Raw genomic sequence first — 17325 nt, forward strand, 5'->3', positions numbered from 1 at the left:
TGATCTGATAGATCATCACGATCGGCAGGCCGTAAACGAAGCCTTCCTCGGCGATGGCGTTGGCTTCGGCGAGCGTGACGTCCGCAGCGCGGGCAGACGCCAATGGGAACGACGCGAGCACTGCCATCGCGCACGCAAGGGCCTTTAGTAGTGTTGTCTTCATGAACAGGGATCTCCTTTGGTCTGGTTGGGTGAGTGGGTGGTCACCTAACGCATGATTGGCCCACACCCCCCGTTCCCTGAGAGGTGCATGGCCGGGGCGGATAATACATTCGGGCGGTGAGGGGTGGCGCGGGTTCCAGCGGTGCGGCGCCGAGATGGGGGATCGGGGGTGCCAAGGGGGCCGGGGTTCGGCGGTGGGGGCGTGCAGGATATGGGCGGCTTGCTGGGACGGCTGTGAAATCGCAGGCAACGCGCCCTTCGAGAGTCGGCTTCCCCGTCTCTTCGTCCGCGGCGCAGGAGCGGGGTGCGTGCGTGCGCTGTGCTCCTCGCGGGCGGACGGATCCGGGCTACACGCGGGCGATCACCTCGTCGGCGTATCTTCGCATGGCGTCGCGCTTCTGCTGGATCGTGGAGTGGGGGCCGATCGTGTAGGTGAAGGGCCAGGCGCTGGTGGAGGTGACGCCGTGCTCGGCCTCGAGACGGCGGAGCAGGGGAGGCTCGGGCGGGACGACGAGGGGCACCAGGGTCTCGAAGGGAAGCTGGCCGCGCCCCGCCTTCTCTCGGTGGGCGCGGAGGCGGCCGAGGAGCTGCGGGAGCTCGTCGGGGTGCTGGCCGGTGCCGACCCAGCCGTCGCCGAGCGTCCCGGCCCGGCGCAGGGCGACCTCGCTCGTGCCGCCGATCCAGATCGGCGGTGGCGCGGTGGGGGCGGGGCTCATCTGGAAGGTGCCGAGGTCGAAGCAGCGGCCGCGATGCTCGACCATCGCGCCGGTCCAGGCCTTGCGCAGCACCTCGATGCTCTCGTCGAAGCGCCGGCCGCGCGCGGCGAAGTCGATCCCGAGCGCGTCGTACTCCTCGCGGATCCAGCCCGCGCCGGCGCCGAGCGCGACGCGCCCGCCCGAGAGCCGGGCGGCCGTGCCGACCTGCTTGGCGACCTCGAGCGGGTGCCGGAGCGGCAGGATGTAGACCATGGTCGAGAAGTGGAGCCGCGTCGTGACGGCCGCCATCGCGGCGATCGTCGTGAAGACGTCCGGGAACGGTGTCGTCCCGTCGAAGGCGGGCTTGCCGTCGGGCGAGTAGGGGTACTTCGACTCGAGCCGGCCCGGGAAGAACAGGTGATCGGAGAGGAGGACGCCGTGGAAGCCCGCCTCCTCCGCGCCGCGCGCGATGTCGAGGAGCTGCTCGGGCTCGCTGAACGAGACCACCTGCCAGAACTTCATGGTGCCTCCCCGGGGTGGGTCCCCGGCGCCCTCTCCGAATCGCCGGATCGCCGGGACTGTCCCCGGCTGTCTCAGGCGTAGTAGCGGGCGATGGTGTCGAGGACGCAGGCGGGTTTGTCGCTGCCCTGGATCTCGACGGTGACGCGGTACTTGACCTGGATCGAGCCGTCCTTCTGGGGGGCGGCTTCGAGGAGCTCGGCGCCGGCGCGGATGCGCGAGCCGACCGGGACGGGCGCGGGGAAGCGCAGGCGGTCGGCGCCGTAGTTGACGCCCCTCGAGATGCCGTCCACGCGCACGATCTGGGGCAGGAAGTGGTTCACGAGCGACTGGGTCAGGTAGCCGTGCGCGATGGTGCGCCCGTAGGGCCCGCTGCGCGCGCGCTCGGGGTCGACGTGGATCCACTGGTGGTCGCCGGTGGCTTCCGCGAAGCGGTCGATGCGATCCTGCTCGATCACGAGCCAGTCGCTGTAGCCGAGGTGGCGGCCGACCGCCGCCGCCAGGTCCGCGGGCTTCTCGAAGACGGTGGGCATGACGGGCTCCTCAGGGGTGCTGGCTGCTGACCGAGACGACCTCGCCGGTCATGTAGGAGGCGAGGTCGCTGGCCAGGAAGACGATCACGTTGGCGACCTCCTCGGGGGTCGCCGAGCGGCCGAAGGCCTCGCGCCGCTCGAGCTCGGCAAGCAGGCCCGGTGGGGTCACCTTGGCCAGGAACTCGTGCATCGCGATGCTCGGCGCGACGGCGTTCACGCGCACGCCCGCGGCTGCCGCCTCCATCGCGACGCAGCGGGTGAGCGCCATCACGCCGGCCTTGGCCGCCGCGTAGTGGGCCTGCCCCTCCTGTGCGCGCCAGCCGAGCACGGAGGCGTTGTTGACGATCGCGCCGCGCCGGCGCGCGAGCATGTGCGGGAGCACGGCGCGCGTCACGCGCATCGTGCCGGTCAGGGTCACGTCGAGCACCTTCGCCCACTGCTCGTCGCTCATCTCGACGAGCTTCGCGTAGCCGCCGAGGCCCGCGTTGTTGACGAGCACGTCGATGCTGCCGAGCTCGGCGAGGGCGGCCGCCGCCAGCGCCTCCACCTGCTCCTGCTTCGTGACGTCGCAGAGCGCGGTGGCGGGGCGCGTGCCGGTCTCGGCGGCGAGCCGCTCGGCGGCCTCGCCGAGGCGCCGCTCGTGCAGGTCCGAGATCAGGAGCCGCGCGCCGGCCTCGGCGCAGCGGCGCGCGGCGGCGTAGCCGATCCCGGTGCCCGCCGCGGCGGTGACGACGACGTTGCGGCCGGCGAGGAGCCCCGCGATCGGGACGGGCGCCCCGCTCATCGCGCCTCCCGCGGCAGCCCGAGCGCGCGCTCCGCGATCAGGTTGCGCTGGATCTGGTTCGAGCCGGCGTAGATCGTGTCGGAGCGGCTGAAGAGGAACAGGCGCTGGAGGCGCGAGAGCTCGTAGGGCGGCGCGTCGGCGTGCTCGGCCTCGGGGCCGAGCACGTCCATCGCGAGCTTGCCGAGCCGGCGGTGCCAGCTCGCCCAGAAGAGCTTCGTGATCATGGCCTCGCGCGCGAGCTCCGGGCGCTCGGCGCGCGAGAGCATGCGCAGGGCGTTGTAGCGCTGGATCTGGAGCCCCATCCAGGCCTGCGCGAGGCGCTGGCGGAGCAGCGGGTCGCGGTCGGCGCCGTTGCGCCGCGCGGCGGCGATCACCAGGTCGAGCTCGTTCTGGAACTGGAGCTGCTGGCCGAGCGTCGAGGCGCCGCGCTCGAAGGCGAGCGTCCCCATCGCCACCTTCCAGCCCTCGCCGGGCCGGCCGACCACGTTCCCGGCCGCGGTGCGCGCGCCGTCGAAGAACACCTCGCTGAACTCGCTGTCGCCGGTGATCTGCACGATCGGGCGGATCTCGACGCCGGGCTGCCGCATCGGCACCAGCAGGTACGACAGCCCGTGGTGTCGCTGCGAGCCGGGCTCACTGCGGCACACGACGAAGCACCAGTCCGACCACTGCGCCCACGAGGTCCAGACCTTCTGGCCGTCGATCACCCACTCGTCGCCCTCGCGCCGCGCGCGGGTCTGCACGTTCGCGAGGTCCGAGCCCGCGTTGGGCTCCGAGTAGCCCTGGCACCAGAGCTCCTCGCCGCGCGCGATGGGCGGCAGGAAGCGGCGCTTCTGCTCCTCGCTGCCGAAGGCGATCACGGTCGGCGCGAGGAGCCCCTCGCCGATGTGGCCGAGGCGGCCGGGCCCGCCGGCGCGCGCGTACTCCTCGTGCCAGATCACCTGCTGGAGCAGGGGCAGGCCGCGCCCGCCGGCCTCGCGCGGCCAGGCGATCCCGATCCAGCCCTCGGCGCCGAGCCGCCGCTCCCAGGCGCGCCGCTCCTCGACGAAGGCGTGCTCGTCGCCCGGGCCGCCGCGGCCGCGCAGCGCGGCGAACGCGCCCGTCAGGTTCGCGGCGAGCCACGCCTGCACCTCGCGGCGGAAGGCTTCGTCCTCGTCCGAGAAGCGGAGGTGCAAGGGGGCTCCTGGCCAGCGGGAGGATCGCCCGCGACGGTATTATGATACGCTGCGTCTCGTATGCAAGGAGGCCCCTGGTGAGCGACCCGTCCGCCGAAGCCGCGCTGCCCTTCGCCGCCCGCACGATCCCGGGCCTGGCCTTCGAGGCGGCCGATCGCTTCGGCGACGCGGTCTTCCTCGAGGACGGCCCCATCTCGGTCCGCTTCGCCGCCTTCGCGGACGAGATGCTGCGGGCCGCGCGCGCCTTCCTCGCCGCCGGCGTGGCGCCGGGCGACCGGGTCGCCGTCTGGGCGCCCAACCTGTGGGAGTGGGTGGTGGCGGCGGCCGGCCTCCAGGCCGCCGGGGGGGTGCTCGTCCCCCTCAGCACCCGGCTCAAGGGGCGCGAGGCCGGCTTCGTCCTGCGCAAGAGCCGGGCGCGCCTGCTGGTCACGCTGGGCGGGACCTTCCTCGGCATGGACTACGTGGCCGCCCTGCGCGGCGAGGAGCTGCCGGCCCTCGAGCGGATCGTCGCGCTGCGCGAGCCGGCGGCGGGCGCGCAGCCGTGGCCGGAGTTCCTCGCGACGGGCGACGCCGTGCCCGCGGCCGAGGCGCGCGCGCGCGCAGAGGCCGTCGGCCCCGGCGATCTCTCGGACCTGCTCTTCACCTCCGGCACCACCGGCCAGCCGAAGGGCGTCATGACCGCGCACGAGCAGAACCTGCGCGTGATGGCGGTCTGGAGCGGCGTGGTCGGCCTGCGCGCCGGCGACCGCTACCTGGTGGTGAACCCCTTCTTCCACTCCTTCGGCTACAAGGCGGGCTGGCTCGCCTGCCTGATGCGCGGCGCCACCGTGCTGCCCCATGCCGTCTTCGACCCCGCGGCGGTGATCGGGCGCCTCGAGCGCGAGCGGATCTCGGTGCTGCCCGGCCCGCCGTCGCTCTACCAGGCGCTCCTCGCCCACCCGGAGCGCGCGCAGGCCGATCTCTCGTCGCTGCGGGTCGCCGTCACCGGCGCCGCCCCCGTCCCGGTCGAGCTGATCCGCCGCATGCGCGAGGAGCTGCACTTCCGCACCGTGCTCACCGCCTACGGGCTCACCGAGTCCTGCGGCATGGTCTCGATCTGCCGCCCCGAGGACGACGCCGAGACGATCTCGCACAGCTCCGGCCGCGCGATCCCCGGCATCGAGGTGCGCTGCGTCGACGCCGAGGGCAAGGAGGTGCCGCGCGGCCAGCCGGGCGAGGTCGTGGTGCGCGGCTACAACGTGATGCGGGGCTACGTCGACGAGCCCGAGGAGACCGCGAAGGCGATCGACGCCGGCGGCTGGCTCCACACCGGCGACGTCGCGGTGATGGACGAGCGCGGCTACCTGCGCATCACGGACCGGATCAAGGACATGTTCATCGTGGGCGGCTTCAACTGCTACCCGGCCGAGATCGAGAACCTGATGTACGGGAGCGGCTGGTTCGCGGCGGTGGCGGTGGCGGGCGTGCCGGACGAGCGGATGGGCGAGGTGGGCCGTGCCTGGGTCGTGCCCGCGCCGGGCCGCAGCTTCACGCCCGAGGAGGTGATCGCCTGGTGCCGCGCCAACATGGCGAACTACAAGGCGCCGCGGCAGGTCGAGATCGTGGCCGAGCTGCCGGTGAACGCGTCGGGCAAGGTGCTGAAGTACGTGCTGCGCGAGCGGGCCGGGGGATCCCGGGCGCCGGCCGGCTAGCGCCCGCCGCCGAAGCGCCGCACCCCGTCGAGCGCCAGCTCCACCATCGGGTCCACGAGCTTCGGCTGGATCTTGCGGCCCGTGAAGAAGAGCCGCACCGCGATCGGGCCGACGATCATGTCGGCGGCCAGGTCGAGGTCGAGGCTCGCAGGCAGCTCGCCACGCTTCTGGGCGCGTTCGAGCGCCGCGGCCAGCGGGCGGCGCCGCTGGCGCAGGACCGGGTCGAGCAGCTCCGAGAGCTCGGCGTTGTGGCGGCGCTCGCCGGCGAGGCTCGGGAGCACGGCCGCGAGCGGCGTCTCGTTGAAGAGGTGCAGGTAGCTGCGCAGCATGACCCGCAGGTCCTCGGCAAGGTTGCCGGTGTCGGCGTCCTCGAGCTGCGGCAGCTCGTGGAAGGCCTCGACGACGAGCGGGAGCTTGGAAGGCCAGCGCCGGTAGATCGTGGCCTTCCCGACGCCGGCGCGCGAGGCCACCCCCTCGACGGTGAGCCCCGAGAAGCCGACCTCGCCGAGCAGCTCGAGCGTGGCTCGCAGGATCGCCTGGTGGGCCTCCTCGCTGCGAGGCCGTCCGGCGTTCGAGCCGCTCGGGGCGCCGTGCTGGGCATTCGCTGCCACGGCGATTACGATACAGTACGTCTCGTTCTCGAACACCCCCGGCCCGCGCCAGGAGACGACCGTGGCCCGCGAGGGCATGCAGGCCGCCGAGGAGGCGATGCTCGAGGCCGCGCGCGACGCGACCGGCCTCGACGACTTCGGCGCCGGCCCCTGGCGCACCCACTTCCGCACCCTCCTGCGCGCCTACGACGAGGAGTCGCGCCTGACCGAGGCGGGTCGCGCGATGGTGCAGGGCGAGATCGGCGGCGCGCTCGCGGCGCGGCTCGCCTGCGAGGCGGCCTGGAAGGCCGATCCCTCCCTGCTGCGGCACGAGATCCGCCGCCCGCTCTTCGTCCTGGGGCTCCCGCGCAGCGGCACGACCGCGCTCCACTGGCTGCTCGCCCAGGACCCCGCGAACCAGGTGCTCGAGTACTGGCTCGCGGCGGCGCCGCGCCCGCGCCCGCCGCGGGCCACCTGGGAGGCGCTGCCCGCCTACCAGGCCGCCGTCGGCGTGCTCCAGTGGGTCTACGAGACCGACCCCGACCTGCGGGCGATCCACTGGATGGAGGCCGGCGGCCCCGAGGAGTGCCGCCACCTCTTCGTGCAGTCCTTCCTCGACCACACCTTCGACTCGAACGCGACGATCCCGGGCTACACCCGCTACTTCGAGGCCCAGGACATGCGCCCGGCCTACGCCCGCCACCGCGACGTCCTGAAGCTGGTCGGCTCGACCTCGCCCGAGCGGCGCTGGGTGCTCAAGTACCCCGCCCACCTGCGCGAGCTCGACGTGCTGCTCGAGACCTACCCCGACGCCTGCATCGTGCAGACCCACCGCGACCCGGCGCGGGTGCTGCCCTCGGTGTGCTCGCTGGTGACCGGCTGGCGCCGCCTCTACGAGGGCAGCGCGGACCCGGAGGCGATCGGCGCCTGGCAGGTCGAGCTCTACGCCGGGATGATCGAGAAGGCGATGGCCGTGCGCGCGCGCAGCAGCCCCGCGCAGTTCTTCGATCTCTCCTTCGCGGAGCTCGTGACGGACCCGGTCGCCGCGATCGCGCGCATGTACGCGCACTTCGGCTTTGCGTGGGATCCCGAAGCCGAGCGCCGCCTGCGCGCCTGGCACGAGACCAACCCCCAGCACAAGCACGGCGGCCACCACTACACGGCCGAGGCCTTCGGGCTCTCGGAAGGCGCGATCGCCGAGCGCTTCGCGCGCTACACCGAACGCTTCCAGGTGCCGCGGGAGCCCGCGCGCGGGTAGACTGCCCGGCGGTGGGGGCGCGCTCTCTCTACTTCGACCGCCGCATGCTCGCGATCGGCCTGATGGGCTTCGCGAGCGGCCTCCCGCTGCCGCTCACGGCGGGCACGCTCCTGTACTGGCTGCGCCTCGAGGGGATCGACCGGACCCAGATCGGGCTCTTCGCGCTGGTGGGGCTGCCCTACGCGCTGAAGTTCCTGTGGGCGCCGGCGGTGGACGAGCTGCGCCTGCCGTGGCTCGGCGCGCGGCTCGGGCAGCGGCGGAGCTGGGTGATCGTGAGCCAGCTCGCGCTCGCCGGGGCGTTCCTGGGCCTCGGCGCCACCGATCCGGGCGCCGATCCCTTCGCGACGGCGCGCTGGGCGCTCCTGGTCGCGTTCCTCTCCGCCACCCAGGACGTCGCGGTCGACGCCTACCGCGTGGAGGTGCTCGCGGAGCGCGAGCAGGGTGCCGGTGCGGCCGCCACCCAGGCGGGCTACCGCGGGGGGCTCCTCGCCTCGGGCGCCGGCGCGCTCGCGCTCTCGGACCACGCGCCCTTCTCGCTGGTGTTCACGGCGCTCGCGGCGCTGCTCGCGCTCGGGGCGTTCGGTGTCGCGATCGGGCCCGAGCCCCCGCTGGCGCGCGGGCGCGCCGCCGGGACGCCGATCGCGGAGCGCCTGCGCCGCTCGGTCCTCGAGCCGTTGCTCGACCTCGCGCGCCGCCCGCAGTTCGCGGCGATCGTCGCCTTCGCGGTGCTCTACAAGTTCGGCGACGCGATCGCCGGCGTGATGGCGAGCCCCTTCTACGTCGACCTCGGCTTCACGGGGACCGAGGTTGCGAGCGCGAGCCAGGTGCCGGGCCTCGCGGCAAACGTCGCGGGCGTCTTCGCGGGCGGCTGGCTGGTGGCGCGCCTGGGCGTCCTGCGGGCGCTCGTCTGGGGCGGCATCGCGCAGGCCGTCACCAACCTGCTCTTCGCGGCGCTCGCCCTGGCGGGCAAGGACGTGGCGCTCCTCGTCACGGCGGTGAGCGCCGACCAGTTCGCGGGCGGGCTCGCCTCCTCCGCCTTCGTGGCGTTCCTGTCCGCGCTCTGCAGCCCCGGCGCGGCCGCCACGCAGTACGCGCTCCTCACCTCGCTGATGGCGGTCGGCCGGACCGGCCTCTCGGCGGGCGGCGGCTGGCTCGCCGACCAGCTCGGCTGGCCGGCCTTCTTCGCCTCGACGACGCTGCTCGCCGCGCCCGGCCTGCTGCTGCTCTGGTGGCTCGCCAGCCGGCGCGCCGCCGGACGCCCGGGCTAGCGGAACGTCCGCGCGAAGAGCGCGTCCACCGCGGCGGCGCCGTTCTCGGCCAGGAAGCGGGTGCCGGTGCCGCAGAAGTGCGGATGCCGGATCACCGGCTCCTTCACGGCGTCGAAGCCCTCGCCCGACCACCCGAACCAGCCGTCGCGCTCCTGGTCGAAGACGAAGAGCGGCTTGTTGCACAGCTTCGCGAACTCCGCTCCCCAGCCGGTGCCGCCCTTCACGGTGTCGTCGGGCAGCACCTTGCCGACCACGTAGATCTCCTGGCCGCTGTTGACCTGGTGCCAGATCGTCTGGAGCACCCTCTTGAAGAGCGGCGTGTCGGGGTAGCTCCGGTGCATGAGCCGGCTCACGTAGGCGAGGCTCACGTCGCCGCGCCGCAGCTCCTCGTGGGTGAGCACGCGGATCCCGCGCTGGCGCGCGTCGTTGTGGCCCTCGAAGGTGAAGTTCACCTCCTCGATCCCGTAGCGCTCGGCCGCCGCGCCGAAGGCCGCCTCGGCGCCCCCGGCGGCGCCGCTGTAGAGCACGCAGTCCTCGGTCTTCACGCGCGTCCCTCCTCGAGCCGGATCACGCGCGTCGCGGGATCCGGGTGCGTCGCGGCGCCGACCCAGCGCAGGCACATCGTGCCGCGCCGGTGGCCGGCGGTGTCGAGCCAGTTGCCGAAGCCCGGGTCGCGGTCGGCGATCACGAGCCGCAGCGAGCCGTCGGGCTCGGGGCGGGCGCCGTGATGGTTCACCGCGATCCGGTGGTAGCGGTAGTCGAGCGACTCCATCCAGTGGTTGTTGAGCTGGAAGTTCCAGTACTCGCAGCGCGGCGGCGTGAAGCCGACGAGCAGCGCCTCGCCGGGCGCGAGCTCCCAGTAGCCGTGGTAGTAGACGATGTTCGGGTCGCCGTGGGCGGCGGCCGCGACGGCCGGGTCGAAGCGCGGCAGCTCGTTCGGCCGCTTCGCGAAGCCCTCGGCCCAGTCGGCGAAGAGCGACGCGGTGCCGTGGACGTAGGCGGCGGCCGCCTGGAGGCCGCGGTCGAGGAAGGCGGGCGTGAGCGGGGCCGGCCCGCCGCGCGCGCCGATCCGCTCGAGCGTCAGGTCCGCGATGCGCTCGTGCGCGCGGTCCTGGAAGGTCTGGCGCACGATCAGCGAGGAGCTGTCGGGCTCCATCGGCAGCCAGTTGCCGCCGTCGGCAGGACGCTGGCAGGAGAGCGTCACCGTGAAGCTCCCGCCGGGGCCCAGCTTCAGCTCGCGGGCATCGAGATAGCCGGTCTGGCCGCGGCGGCCTGCGGAGCCGTAGCCCCCGGCGTAGGTGCCGAAGCCCAGGTAGTGGACCGTGTTGCGCGTGCCGGCCAGGCGGTACGCGTGCGCGCCGCTCACCGCGGCGCTCTGGTAGTGGTTGTCCGGGTTGTCGGCGCCGATCTTCACGGTCTCGTGCGCCGGGCGCCGCAGCACCGGGAAGAGCGGGTCGGCGAACTCCAGGTAGGACTCGAGGGCGACGCGCGTCAGCCGGCTCAGGTAGCGGAAGCCCTCGGCGCGATCGAAGGCGTCGCGCGGCGAGCCGGGGCGCAGGATCGCCTCGCCCGCGCGCTCGAGGGCGCGGCAGAAGTCGCGCCAGGCCTCGCCGGAGAGGACGCGCGCGTCGGCGTCGTGATCGGGCATGGCGCACGAGTATACTGCGGCGCGACCACGAGGAGGGAAGGCGATGGCGGAGGCGGCGGAGGAGCATCCGGCGAGCGAGCACCCGGCCCGGCGGGCGGCGCGGCGCTCGATGGAGGCGGTGCACCGCAAGGACAAGCGGGCGTGGCTCGACAACTTCGCGCCCGACGCGATCGTCGAGGACCCGGTCGGACCCTCGGGCTTCGATCCCGAGGGCCGCGGCCACCGCGGGCACGCCGCGATCGAGGCGTTCTGGGAGCGCTGGATCGGGCCGAACCGGGTGCTCTTCGACATGCGCGAGTCCTATGCGGGTGGCCTCGAGGTCGCGAACGTCGGGACGATCACGACCGTGCTGCCGAACGGCGCGGCGATGGTCGTGAACGGCGTCTTCACCTATCGCGTGGACGCGTCGGGCAAGGTGGTGGCGCTGCGCGCCTTCTGGGAGCCGCCGCGCCTCAAGGCGATCGCGCCGCCCGCCGCCTGAGGGCGCGCACCGCCGCGTCGTTTGCGGAGACTCGCGTGGCCAGCTTCGATCCGAACCCCGCGGCGCTGCGGCGCCACCCCGTTCCCGCCTGGTTCGAGGACGCGAAGCTCGGGATCTTCGTACACTGGGGGCTGTCGTGCGTGCCCGCCTTCGCGCCCCGCGCGGGCACGGTCCCCGAGCTCCTGCGCACCCGCTACGACGAGCTCCAGGCGCTCTCGCCCTATGCCGAGTGGTACGAGAACGCGCTGCGCATCCCGGGCAGCCCGGCCGCGCGCCATCACGCGGCGGTCTTCGGCGGCGCGCCCTACGAGCGCTTCCGCGAGCCCTTCGAGGCGATGCTGGCGCGCTGGGACCCGGCGCCCTGGGCGGCGCTCTTCGCGGCGGCCGGGGCGCGCTACGTCGTCCAGGTCACCAAGCACCACGACGGCTACTGCCTGTGGCCGAGCGCGGTGCGCAACCCGCGCCGCCCCGGCTGGCACGCGCCGCGCGACGTGGTGGGCGAGCTCGCCGCCGCCGTGCGCGCGCGCGGCCTGCGCTTCGGCGTCTACTACTCGGGGGGGCTCGACTGGAGCTTCGAGCCGCGTCCGATCCGCACCGCCGCCGACGGCCTCGCGGCCGTCCCCCTCGACCCCGCCTACGAGCGCTACGCCGACGCCCAGGTGCGCGAGCTCGTCGAACGGCTGCGCCCGAGCGTGCTGTGGAACGACATCGCCTGGCCGCCCCACGCGGGCCGCCTCTGGCGCCTGCTCGCCGACTACTACGCGGCCGTCGGCGAGGGCGTGGTGAACGACCGCTTCGGGCCCGCGCCGCGCTGGCTCGTGCGCGCCCTGCGCCAGCCGCCCCTGCGAGCCGCCGCCGACGCGTTGCTGCGTCGCATCGTCCGCCGGCCCGGCTACCAGATGATCCCGCCGCTCCCGCCCGTTGCCGACTTCCGGACGCCCGAGTACGCGCACGTGGCCGAGGCGAGCCGCAAGAAGTGGGAGGCGACCCGCGGCATCGGCCACAGCTTCGGCATGAACGACCAGGAGGACGAGGCGAACCTCATCGACCCCGACGAGCTCGTGCGGAGCTTCGTCGACGTCGTGGCGAAGAACGGCAACCTGCTCCTGAACGTGGGCCCCACGCGCGACGGCGAGATCCACCCGCGCGAGCGCCGGCGCCTCGAGGCCCTCGGCGCCTGGCTCGCCGCGAGCGGCGAGGCCGTCTACGGCACGCGCCCGTGGCAGCGCGCGGAGGGCACGAGCGCCTGCGGCGTGGCGCTGCGCTTCACGGCCCGGGGCGGCACCGTGTACGCGACGCTCCTCGATACGCCGGAGGGGGCGGAGCTGCGGCTGCGCGACTTCGCGCCGCCGGCGGCACGGGTCGAGCTGCTCGGTCACGGCCCGCTGCGCTTCCGCCGCGAAGGCGCGGACCTGCTCGTTGCCTGGCCGCGAGAGGCACCCGCCCGCGCCGCGCATGCGCTCGCGTGCCGGCCGGCCTGACAGGGTTGCCAGGAATCGGTCTGTCGTGCGGCGCGGGAGCGCGGGCGGGAGGAAGGGCCCGCCTCCGCTCCGACTCGGCCGCGCGCCGGGTCTGCCGCGGAGGCGCGGGAGACCGTACCCGCCGCGCGCCCTGCCTCAGCGAAGCGCGTCGGCGAAGAGCCGGAGCGTGGCGGGCTCGCGTGCCGTGATCATGAGCGTCGTCACCGGGCTCGCGCTCCACACCTGCAGGCGCTCGCGGATCCGCTCGGGCGGGCCCACGAGCGAGATCTCGTCCGCCATCTCCTCGGGCACCGCCGCGAAGGCTTCCGCGCGGCGGCCGGCCAGGAAGAGCTCCTGCACCTTCTCCGCCTCGGGCCCCCAGCCGAGCCGGCGCGCCAGGTCGAGGTGGAAGTTCTTCTCCCGGGCTCCCATCCCGCCCAGGTAGAAGCCGAGCGAGGTCTTCACGAAGCCGAGGCCCGCCCGGACGTCGGGGGTCACGATCGTGGTGACCGTGCAGGCGATCTCGAAGCCCGGCTTGCGCTTCGCGAGGGCCTCGCGGTAGAGCTCCGTCCGGTAGGGCGAGAAGAAGAGCGGCAGCCAGCCGTCCGCGATCTCGAGCGTCTGCGCGACGTTCTTCGGCCCCTCGGCCCCGATGTACACGGGGATCGTGTCGCGCAGCGGCGCGTTGATCAGCTTGAGCGGCTTGCCGAGCCCGGTGCCGCCCGCGATCGGGAGCTGGTAGTGGCGGCCCTGGAAGGCCACGGGCTCCTGGCGCGCGATCATCCGGCGGAAGAGCTCCACCCACTCGCGGGTGCGCTCGAGCGGGCGCGGGAAGGGCTGGCCGTACCAGCCCTCCACGACCTGCGGGCCCGAGACGCCGACGCCCAGGACGAGCCGCCCGCCCGAGAGGTGGTCGATCGTCATCGCGGTCATCGCGGCCGAGGCGGGGCTGCGCGCGGAGAGCTGCATGACCGCGGTGCCGAGCCGGATGCGCGAGGTGTGCGCGCCGATCCAGCACAGCGGCGAGAAGCAGTCGGAGCCGTAGGCCTCGGCGGTCCACACCGAGTCGAAGCCGAGCCGCTCGGCCTCCTGCGCGATCGCGACCCCTGCCTTGTCGCCGGGGTCGGGCGGGGTCATCCAGTAGCCGAGCTGCAGGCCGAGCTTCATCGCGGTCTCCCTCGCAGGTCCTCAGCGCCCGGTGAACCGGGGCTCGCGCTTCTCGAGCAGCGCGCGGATGCCCTCGCGGGCGTCCTCGCTGCCCATGGTGGCGGCCTGCGCGAAGGCCTCCGCGCGCGCCGCCGTGCGCGGATCCCAGCCGGCGCCCTGGTAGAGCGAGCGCTTCATGAGCCGCACCGCCTCGGGCGCGCAGGCGGCGATCGCGCGCGCCTTCGCCTGCGCCGTCGCGAGCACCTCCTCAGGCGCCACCGCCTCGTGTACGAGGCCGATGGCGGCGGCCTCGGCGCCCGAGACGAGCCGGCCGGTGAAGAGCAGGTCGGCGGCGAGCGGCACGCCGACGATGCGCGGCAGGAGATGGCTGATCGCCATGCCCGAGTGGAAGCCCAGGCGCGCGAAGTTGGCGCCGTAGCGCGCCTCGCGGTTCGCGACGCGCAGGTCGCAGACCAGGGCCAGGCCGAAGCCGCCGCCCACGGCATGTCCGTTCATGGCGGCCACCACCGGCATCGGCAGGTCGAAGACGTCGAGGAAGGGCTCGTAGGTGGCGTAGAGGCGCTCGTAGGGCGCGAGCGACGCCGGCTCCGGAGCGTCGCCGGGCAACGGCGAGGCGCTGCGGAAGTCGGCCCCCGCGCAGAAGCTCGTGCCGCGGCCCGTGATCACCACGGCGCGCAGGGTGCGGTCCGCCGCCGCGGCCGCGACGGCCGCCCGGAACGCCGCCATCACGTCCGGGGTCATGCTGTTGCGGTTCGCCGGCCGGTTCAGCGTGATCGTCGCCACGCCGCCGTCGGCCTCGCAGAGGACCGGTGCGCCGTCCATGGGGGCCAAGTGGTAGCATGGGCGGTGCACCCGCCGAGGAGCCCCCCATGCCTCGACCGACCGTGCCGGCCCTGGCGCTCGCCGCCCTGCTCGCGACCGGCCTTCCCGCCTCCCCCGGTCCGGCTCGCGCCGACGAGCCCTGCCAGTCGCCCTACCTGCCGAAGATCGTCGGGCAGGAGGACTTCCTCTACGTCTGGACGCTCGGGGTCGAGGGGCTCGGGGACGGCTCCGACAAGCTCGTGACCGTCGCGGTGGACCCGGCGCGGCCCGACTACGGGAAGGTGATCGCCTCGACCTCGGTCGGGGGCCGCCACGAGGCGCACCACGGCGGCTTCACCGACGACCGTCGCCAGCTCTGGCTCGGCGGCCTCGACACGAGCGAGATCTTCGTCTTCGACGTGGCCTCCGACCCGGCGAAGCCGAAGCTCGTGAAGCGGATCGCCGACTTCGTCGAGAAGAGCGGCGGCGTGGTCGGCCCGCACACGCACTATCCGCTGCCCGGCCGCATGCTGATCAGCGCGCTCTCGAACTCCGAAGGAACCGGGCGCACCGCGCTCGTCGAGTACTCGAACCAGGGTGAGTACGTGCGCACCACCTGGATGCCGGCCGGCGCCGAGTACGGCTACGACCTGCGCGTGAACGCGAACCTGAACCGCATGCTCACCTCGTCCTTCACGGGCCGCAACAACTACATGCGACCGCTGTCCGAGCTGCTCGGCGACGCCGGGGCGATGAAGCGCTTCGGCAACACCGTCGTGGTGTGGGACGCACACACCCGCAAGCCTCTCCAGACGCTCGCGGTGCCGGGCGCGCCGCTCGAGATCCGCTGGGCGCTCGAGCCCGATCACCACTATGCGTTCACCACGTCCGCGCTGACGTCCCGGCTGTGGGGGATCTTCCTCGGGGACGACGGCAGCTTCGAGGCGGTGGACCTCGCGCCGATCGGCGATCCCGCGCAGACACCGCTGCCGGTCGACATCAGCCTCTCGGCCGACGACCGCTTCCTCTTCGTGTCGACCTTCACGGACGGCAAGGTGCGCGTCTTCGACGTCTCCGACCCGCGCAAGCCCCGGGTCGTGCACGAGCAGACGATCGGCCGGCAGGTCAACATGGTCTCGCAGTCGTGGGACGGGAAACGCGTGTACTTCACGTCCTCGCTGCTCTCGCAGTGGGACAAGACGGGGGCGGACGGCGAGCAGTTCCTGCGTGGCTACGCCTGGGACGGGAAGGGCCTCAGCCCGCGCTTCGCGATCGACTTCACGGCCGAGGAGCTCGGCCGCCCGCACATCATGAACTTCGGCTCGGCGGCCTTCTACGGGGGGCGGGTCGCGGCGGCCGGGAGCGGCGGATGAGGGCCCGCGCGCTGCTCGCCGCCTCGCTGCTGGCCTGCACCGCCGCGGGCGCGCACGATGCGCCCCCCGTCGCCCGGGGTGAGCCGGCGCCGGCGCTGCCGGCGCCGGGAAGCTACGAGCTGCCGCCGATCACGCACGTCCCGGAGGCGACCCTGCTCGACGAGACCGGCGCTCCGGCTCCGCTCCTCGCCCTGGCGCCGGGCCAGGTCGCGGTCGTCTCCTTCGTGTACACGCACTGCGCCGACGCCGGCGGCTGCCCGCGCGCCCTGGCGACCCTCCAGCGGCTCGATCGCGCCGTCGCCGCCGACCCGGAGCTGGAGGGCCGCGTGCGCCTCGTCACGGTGAGCTTCGACCCCGCACGCGACACGCCCGCCGTGATGCGTGCCCTGCGCGAGCGCCTGCACCCGGCCGGCGACTGGCGCTTCCGCACCGCCGCCGACGAGCGGGCGATCGCGGCGGTGCTCGCGGCCTTCGGACAGGACGCGCGGCCCCTCGTCGACCCGCGCGGCCGGGCGAGCGGCGTCGTGCGGCACCTGCTGAAGGTGTTCCTCGTCGACGGCCGGGGCGCCGTGCGCAACATCTACGGCGCCGGCTTCCTGTCGGCCGAGCTCCTGGCCGTCGATGCGCGCACGGTGCTGCTCGAAGGCCGGCGCGCCGCGGCCGGAGCGGTGCCGTGAGCAGCGCGCTCTTCGCCCCGGCGCCCCTCGAGTCGCACCGCGACCTCTACGGCCCCTTCGCCGCGGCGGTGGAGGCGCTGCGCCACGTCCCCTGCGACGCGCTCGCCCGCCCGAGCCGGCGCATCGAGACCGCCGATCCGGACGACCTGCTCCTGGTCGCGGCCAGCCGGATGGGCTGGCGCAAGGTGGGCGCGCTCGGGGTGGTGCGCGAGGGGCGGCTGGTCGGCGTGCTCTCCGAGGACGACCTCCTGCGGGTCACGGCGCAGCGGCTCGGCGAGCTGGCCACCCACGTGGCCGACGTCGGCGATGCGCTGGTGCTCTGGCAGGACCTGCTCGGCGGCCTGCGGGTCGGCGACGTGATGACGCCGCTCGACGCGCTCGCCATCGCGAAGCCGGGGCTCGACATGGTGACCGGGCTCGCCCGCATCTGTGCCGCCACCCGCTTCGGGACGCGCTTCCGCTACCTCTGGATCCTCGACGACGCCGGCGCCGTCGAGCGCGTGGTCTCGGTGCGGGACATGGCGCGCAGCCTCACCCGGATCTACGACGGCGACTTCCCGGACGACGCCCTCCGCGACCCGGGGCGGGCCGCCGAGCTGCGCTTCCTGGTCGCCGCGCTGCTCGACCTCACGATCGGCACGATCCGCGAGCGCCTGGCGCTGGGCCACGGGCCGAGCGTGATCCGGGTCGACGCCTCGGGCGAGGAGACCGTGGCGCGCATGTGGGTCGACCGGCGCGGCTACGTCCTCACGACGCTGCGCGACGGCGCCGCGCAGGGCATCTGCACCCGGCGCGACCTGGTGCGCGGCCTGCGCGACCCGTTCGCGGACCTGGGCGACCTGCGCGTCGCCAATCTGATGACCGGGCAGGTGAAGACGGTCTCCGACACCAACACCCTGTGCGGCCTCTTCAAGCTGATGGCGATCGAGGGCTGCCGGCACATGCCGCTGGTGGACGCCTCCGACCGCGTGGTGCGGATGATCTCGATGTGGGAGGCCCTGTCGCTCTTCGCGCCGCGGCGCGAGGCGGCGATCTGAGGGGAG

General features: G+C 73.9%; 17 protein-coding genes. 8 read left to right on the forward strand and 9 right to left on the reverse strand.

Annotated features, from left to right (window positions below):
* Positions 1 to 509: 509 nt before the first annotated feature.
* From OZ948_11375 to OZ948_11390, 4 genes are all read right to left on the reverse strand, one after another.
* Positions 510 to 1379, reverse strand: coding sequence for a TIGR03619 family F420-dependent LLM class oxidoreductase (locus OZ948_11375; protein MEB2345330.1), 870 nt, complete (start codon positions 1377 to 1379; stop codon positions 510 to 512).
* A 71-nt stretch (positions 1380 to 1450) separates the two neighbouring features.
* A complete protein-coding gene (locus OZ948_11380; GenBank protein ID MEB2345331.1) occupies positions 1451 to 1909 on the reverse strand; it encodes a MaoC family dehydratase in 459 nt (152 codons plus the stop codon).
* A gap of 10 nt (positions 1910 to 1919) precedes the next feature.
* Entirely contained in the window at positions 1920 to 2693 is a 774-nt protein-coding gene (locus tag OZ948_11385; GenBank protein MEB2345332.1) for an SDR family oxidoreductase, read from the reverse strand.
* Positions 2690 to 3868 (reverse strand): acyl-CoA dehydrogenase family protein, encoded by a 1179-nt coding sequence (locus tag OZ948_11390; protein ID MEB2345333.1) that lies wholly within the window; start codon positions 3866 to 3868, stop codon positions 2690 to 2692. The genes OZ948_11385 and OZ948_11390 overlap by 4 nt, the downstream gene beginning before the upstream one ends.
* A gap of 77 nt (positions 3869 to 3945) precedes the next feature.
* On the opposite strand from OZ948_11390, the gene OZ948_11395 reads away from it, so the two are divergent.
* Positions 3946 to 5559 (forward strand): FadD3 family acyl-CoA ligase, encoded by a 1614-nt coding sequence (locus OZ948_11395; protein ID MEB2345334.1) that lies wholly within the window; start codon positions 3946 to 3948, stop codon positions 5557 to 5559.
* On the opposite strand, the gene OZ948_11400 is transcribed toward OZ948_11395, so the two are convergent.
* Positions 5556 to 6170, reverse strand: a complete 615-nt coding sequence (locus OZ948_11400; protein ID MEB2345335.1) for a TetR/AcrR family transcriptional regulator — start codon at positions 6168 to 6170, stop codon at positions 5556 to 5558. The genes OZ948_11395 and OZ948_11400 overlap by 4 nt on opposite strands.
* A gap of 61 nt (positions 6171 to 6231) precedes the next feature.
* Here OZ948_11400 and OZ948_11405 point away from each other — a divergent pair, with 61 nt between their 5' ends.
* Positions 6232 to 7407, forward strand: a complete 1176-nt coding sequence (locus tag OZ948_11405; GenBank protein ID MEB2345336.1) for a sulfotransferase — start codon at positions 6232 to 6234, stop codon at positions 7405 to 7407.
* Positions 7408 to 7418: 11 nt separating this feature from the next.
* Positions 7419 to 8675: an MFS transporter gene (locus tag OZ948_11410; protein MEB2345337.1), complete on the forward strand. Its 1257-nt coding sequence runs from the start codon at positions 7419 to 7421 to the stop codon at positions 8673 to 8675.
* On the opposite strand, the gene OZ948_11415 is transcribed toward OZ948_11410, so the two are convergent.
* Positions 8672 to 9220, reverse strand: coding sequence for a hypothetical protein (locus OZ948_11415; GenBank protein MEB2345338.1), 549 nt, complete (start codon positions 9218 to 9220; stop codon positions 8672 to 8674). The genes OZ948_11410 and OZ948_11415 overlap by 4 nt on opposite strands.
* Complete coding sequence (locus OZ948_11420; GenBank protein ID MEB2345339.1) at positions 9217 to 10323, reverse strand: DUF1214 domain-containing protein; 1107 nt, start codon at positions 10321 to 10323, stop codon at positions 9217 to 9219. The genes OZ948_11415 and OZ948_11420 overlap by 4 nt, the downstream gene beginning before the upstream one ends.
* Before the next feature lie 43 nt (positions 10324 to 10366).
* Here OZ948_11420 and OZ948_11425 point away from each other — a divergent pair, with 43 nt between their 5' ends.
* On the forward strand, positions 10367 to 10804 hold the full coding sequence (locus OZ948_11425) for a nuclear transport factor 2 family protein (GenBank protein ID MEB2345340.1): 438 nt from the start codon (positions 10367 to 10369) through the stop codon (positions 10802 to 10804).
* A 35-nt stretch (positions 10805 to 10839) separates the two neighbouring features.
* Complete coding sequence (locus OZ948_11430; protein ID MEB2345341.1) at positions 10840 to 12285, forward strand: alpha-L-fucosidase; 1446 nt, start codon at positions 10840 to 10842, stop codon at positions 12283 to 12285.
* Positions 12286 to 12420: 135 nt separating this feature from the next.
* Here OZ948_11430 and OZ948_11435 read toward each other — a convergent pair whose 3' ends face one another.
* Entirely contained in the window at positions 12421 to 13431 is a 1011-nt protein-coding gene (locus OZ948_11435; protein ID MEB2345342.1) for an LLM class F420-dependent oxidoreductase, read from the reverse strand.
* A 21-nt stretch (positions 13432 to 13452) separates the two neighbouring features.
* Positions 13453 to 14253, reverse strand: a complete 801-nt coding sequence (locus tag OZ948_11440) for an enoyl-CoA hydratase/isomerase family protein (GenBank protein MEB2345343.1) — start codon at positions 14251 to 14253, stop codon at positions 13453 to 13455.
* A 47-nt stretch (positions 14254 to 14300) separates the two neighbouring features.
* Here OZ948_11440 and OZ948_11445 point away from each other — a divergent pair, with 47 nt between their 5' ends.
* The 3 genes from OZ948_11445 to OZ948_11455 are packed head-to-tail and all read left to right on the forward strand — an operon-like array spanning position 14301 to position 17319.
* Positions 14301 to 15605 carry a selenium-binding protein gene (locus OZ948_11445; GenBank protein ID MEB2345344.1) on the forward strand — a complete coding sequence of 435 codons (1305 nt, stop codon included), beginning with the start codon at positions 14301 to 14303 and terminating at the stop codon, positions 15603 to 15605.
* A complete protein-coding gene (locus tag OZ948_11450; protein MEB2345345.1) occupies positions 15602 to 16282 on the forward strand; it encodes an SCO family protein in 681 nt (226 codons plus the stop codon). Before OZ948_11445 ends, OZ948_11450 begins: the two co-directional genes overlap by 4 nt.
* On the forward strand, positions 16279 to 17319 hold the full coding sequence (locus OZ948_11455; protein MEB2345346.1) for a CBS domain-containing protein: 1041 nt from the start codon (positions 16279 to 16281) through the stop codon (positions 17317 to 17319). Before OZ948_11450 ends, OZ948_11455 begins: the two co-directional genes overlap by 4 nt.
* The last annotated feature ends 6 nt before the right edge of the window (positions 17320 to 17325 follow it).

It is taken from the genome of Deltaproteobacteria bacterium (genome assembly GCA_035063765.1).
GTDB lineage: Bacteria > Myxococcota_A > UBA9160 > UBA9160 > PR03 > CAADGG01.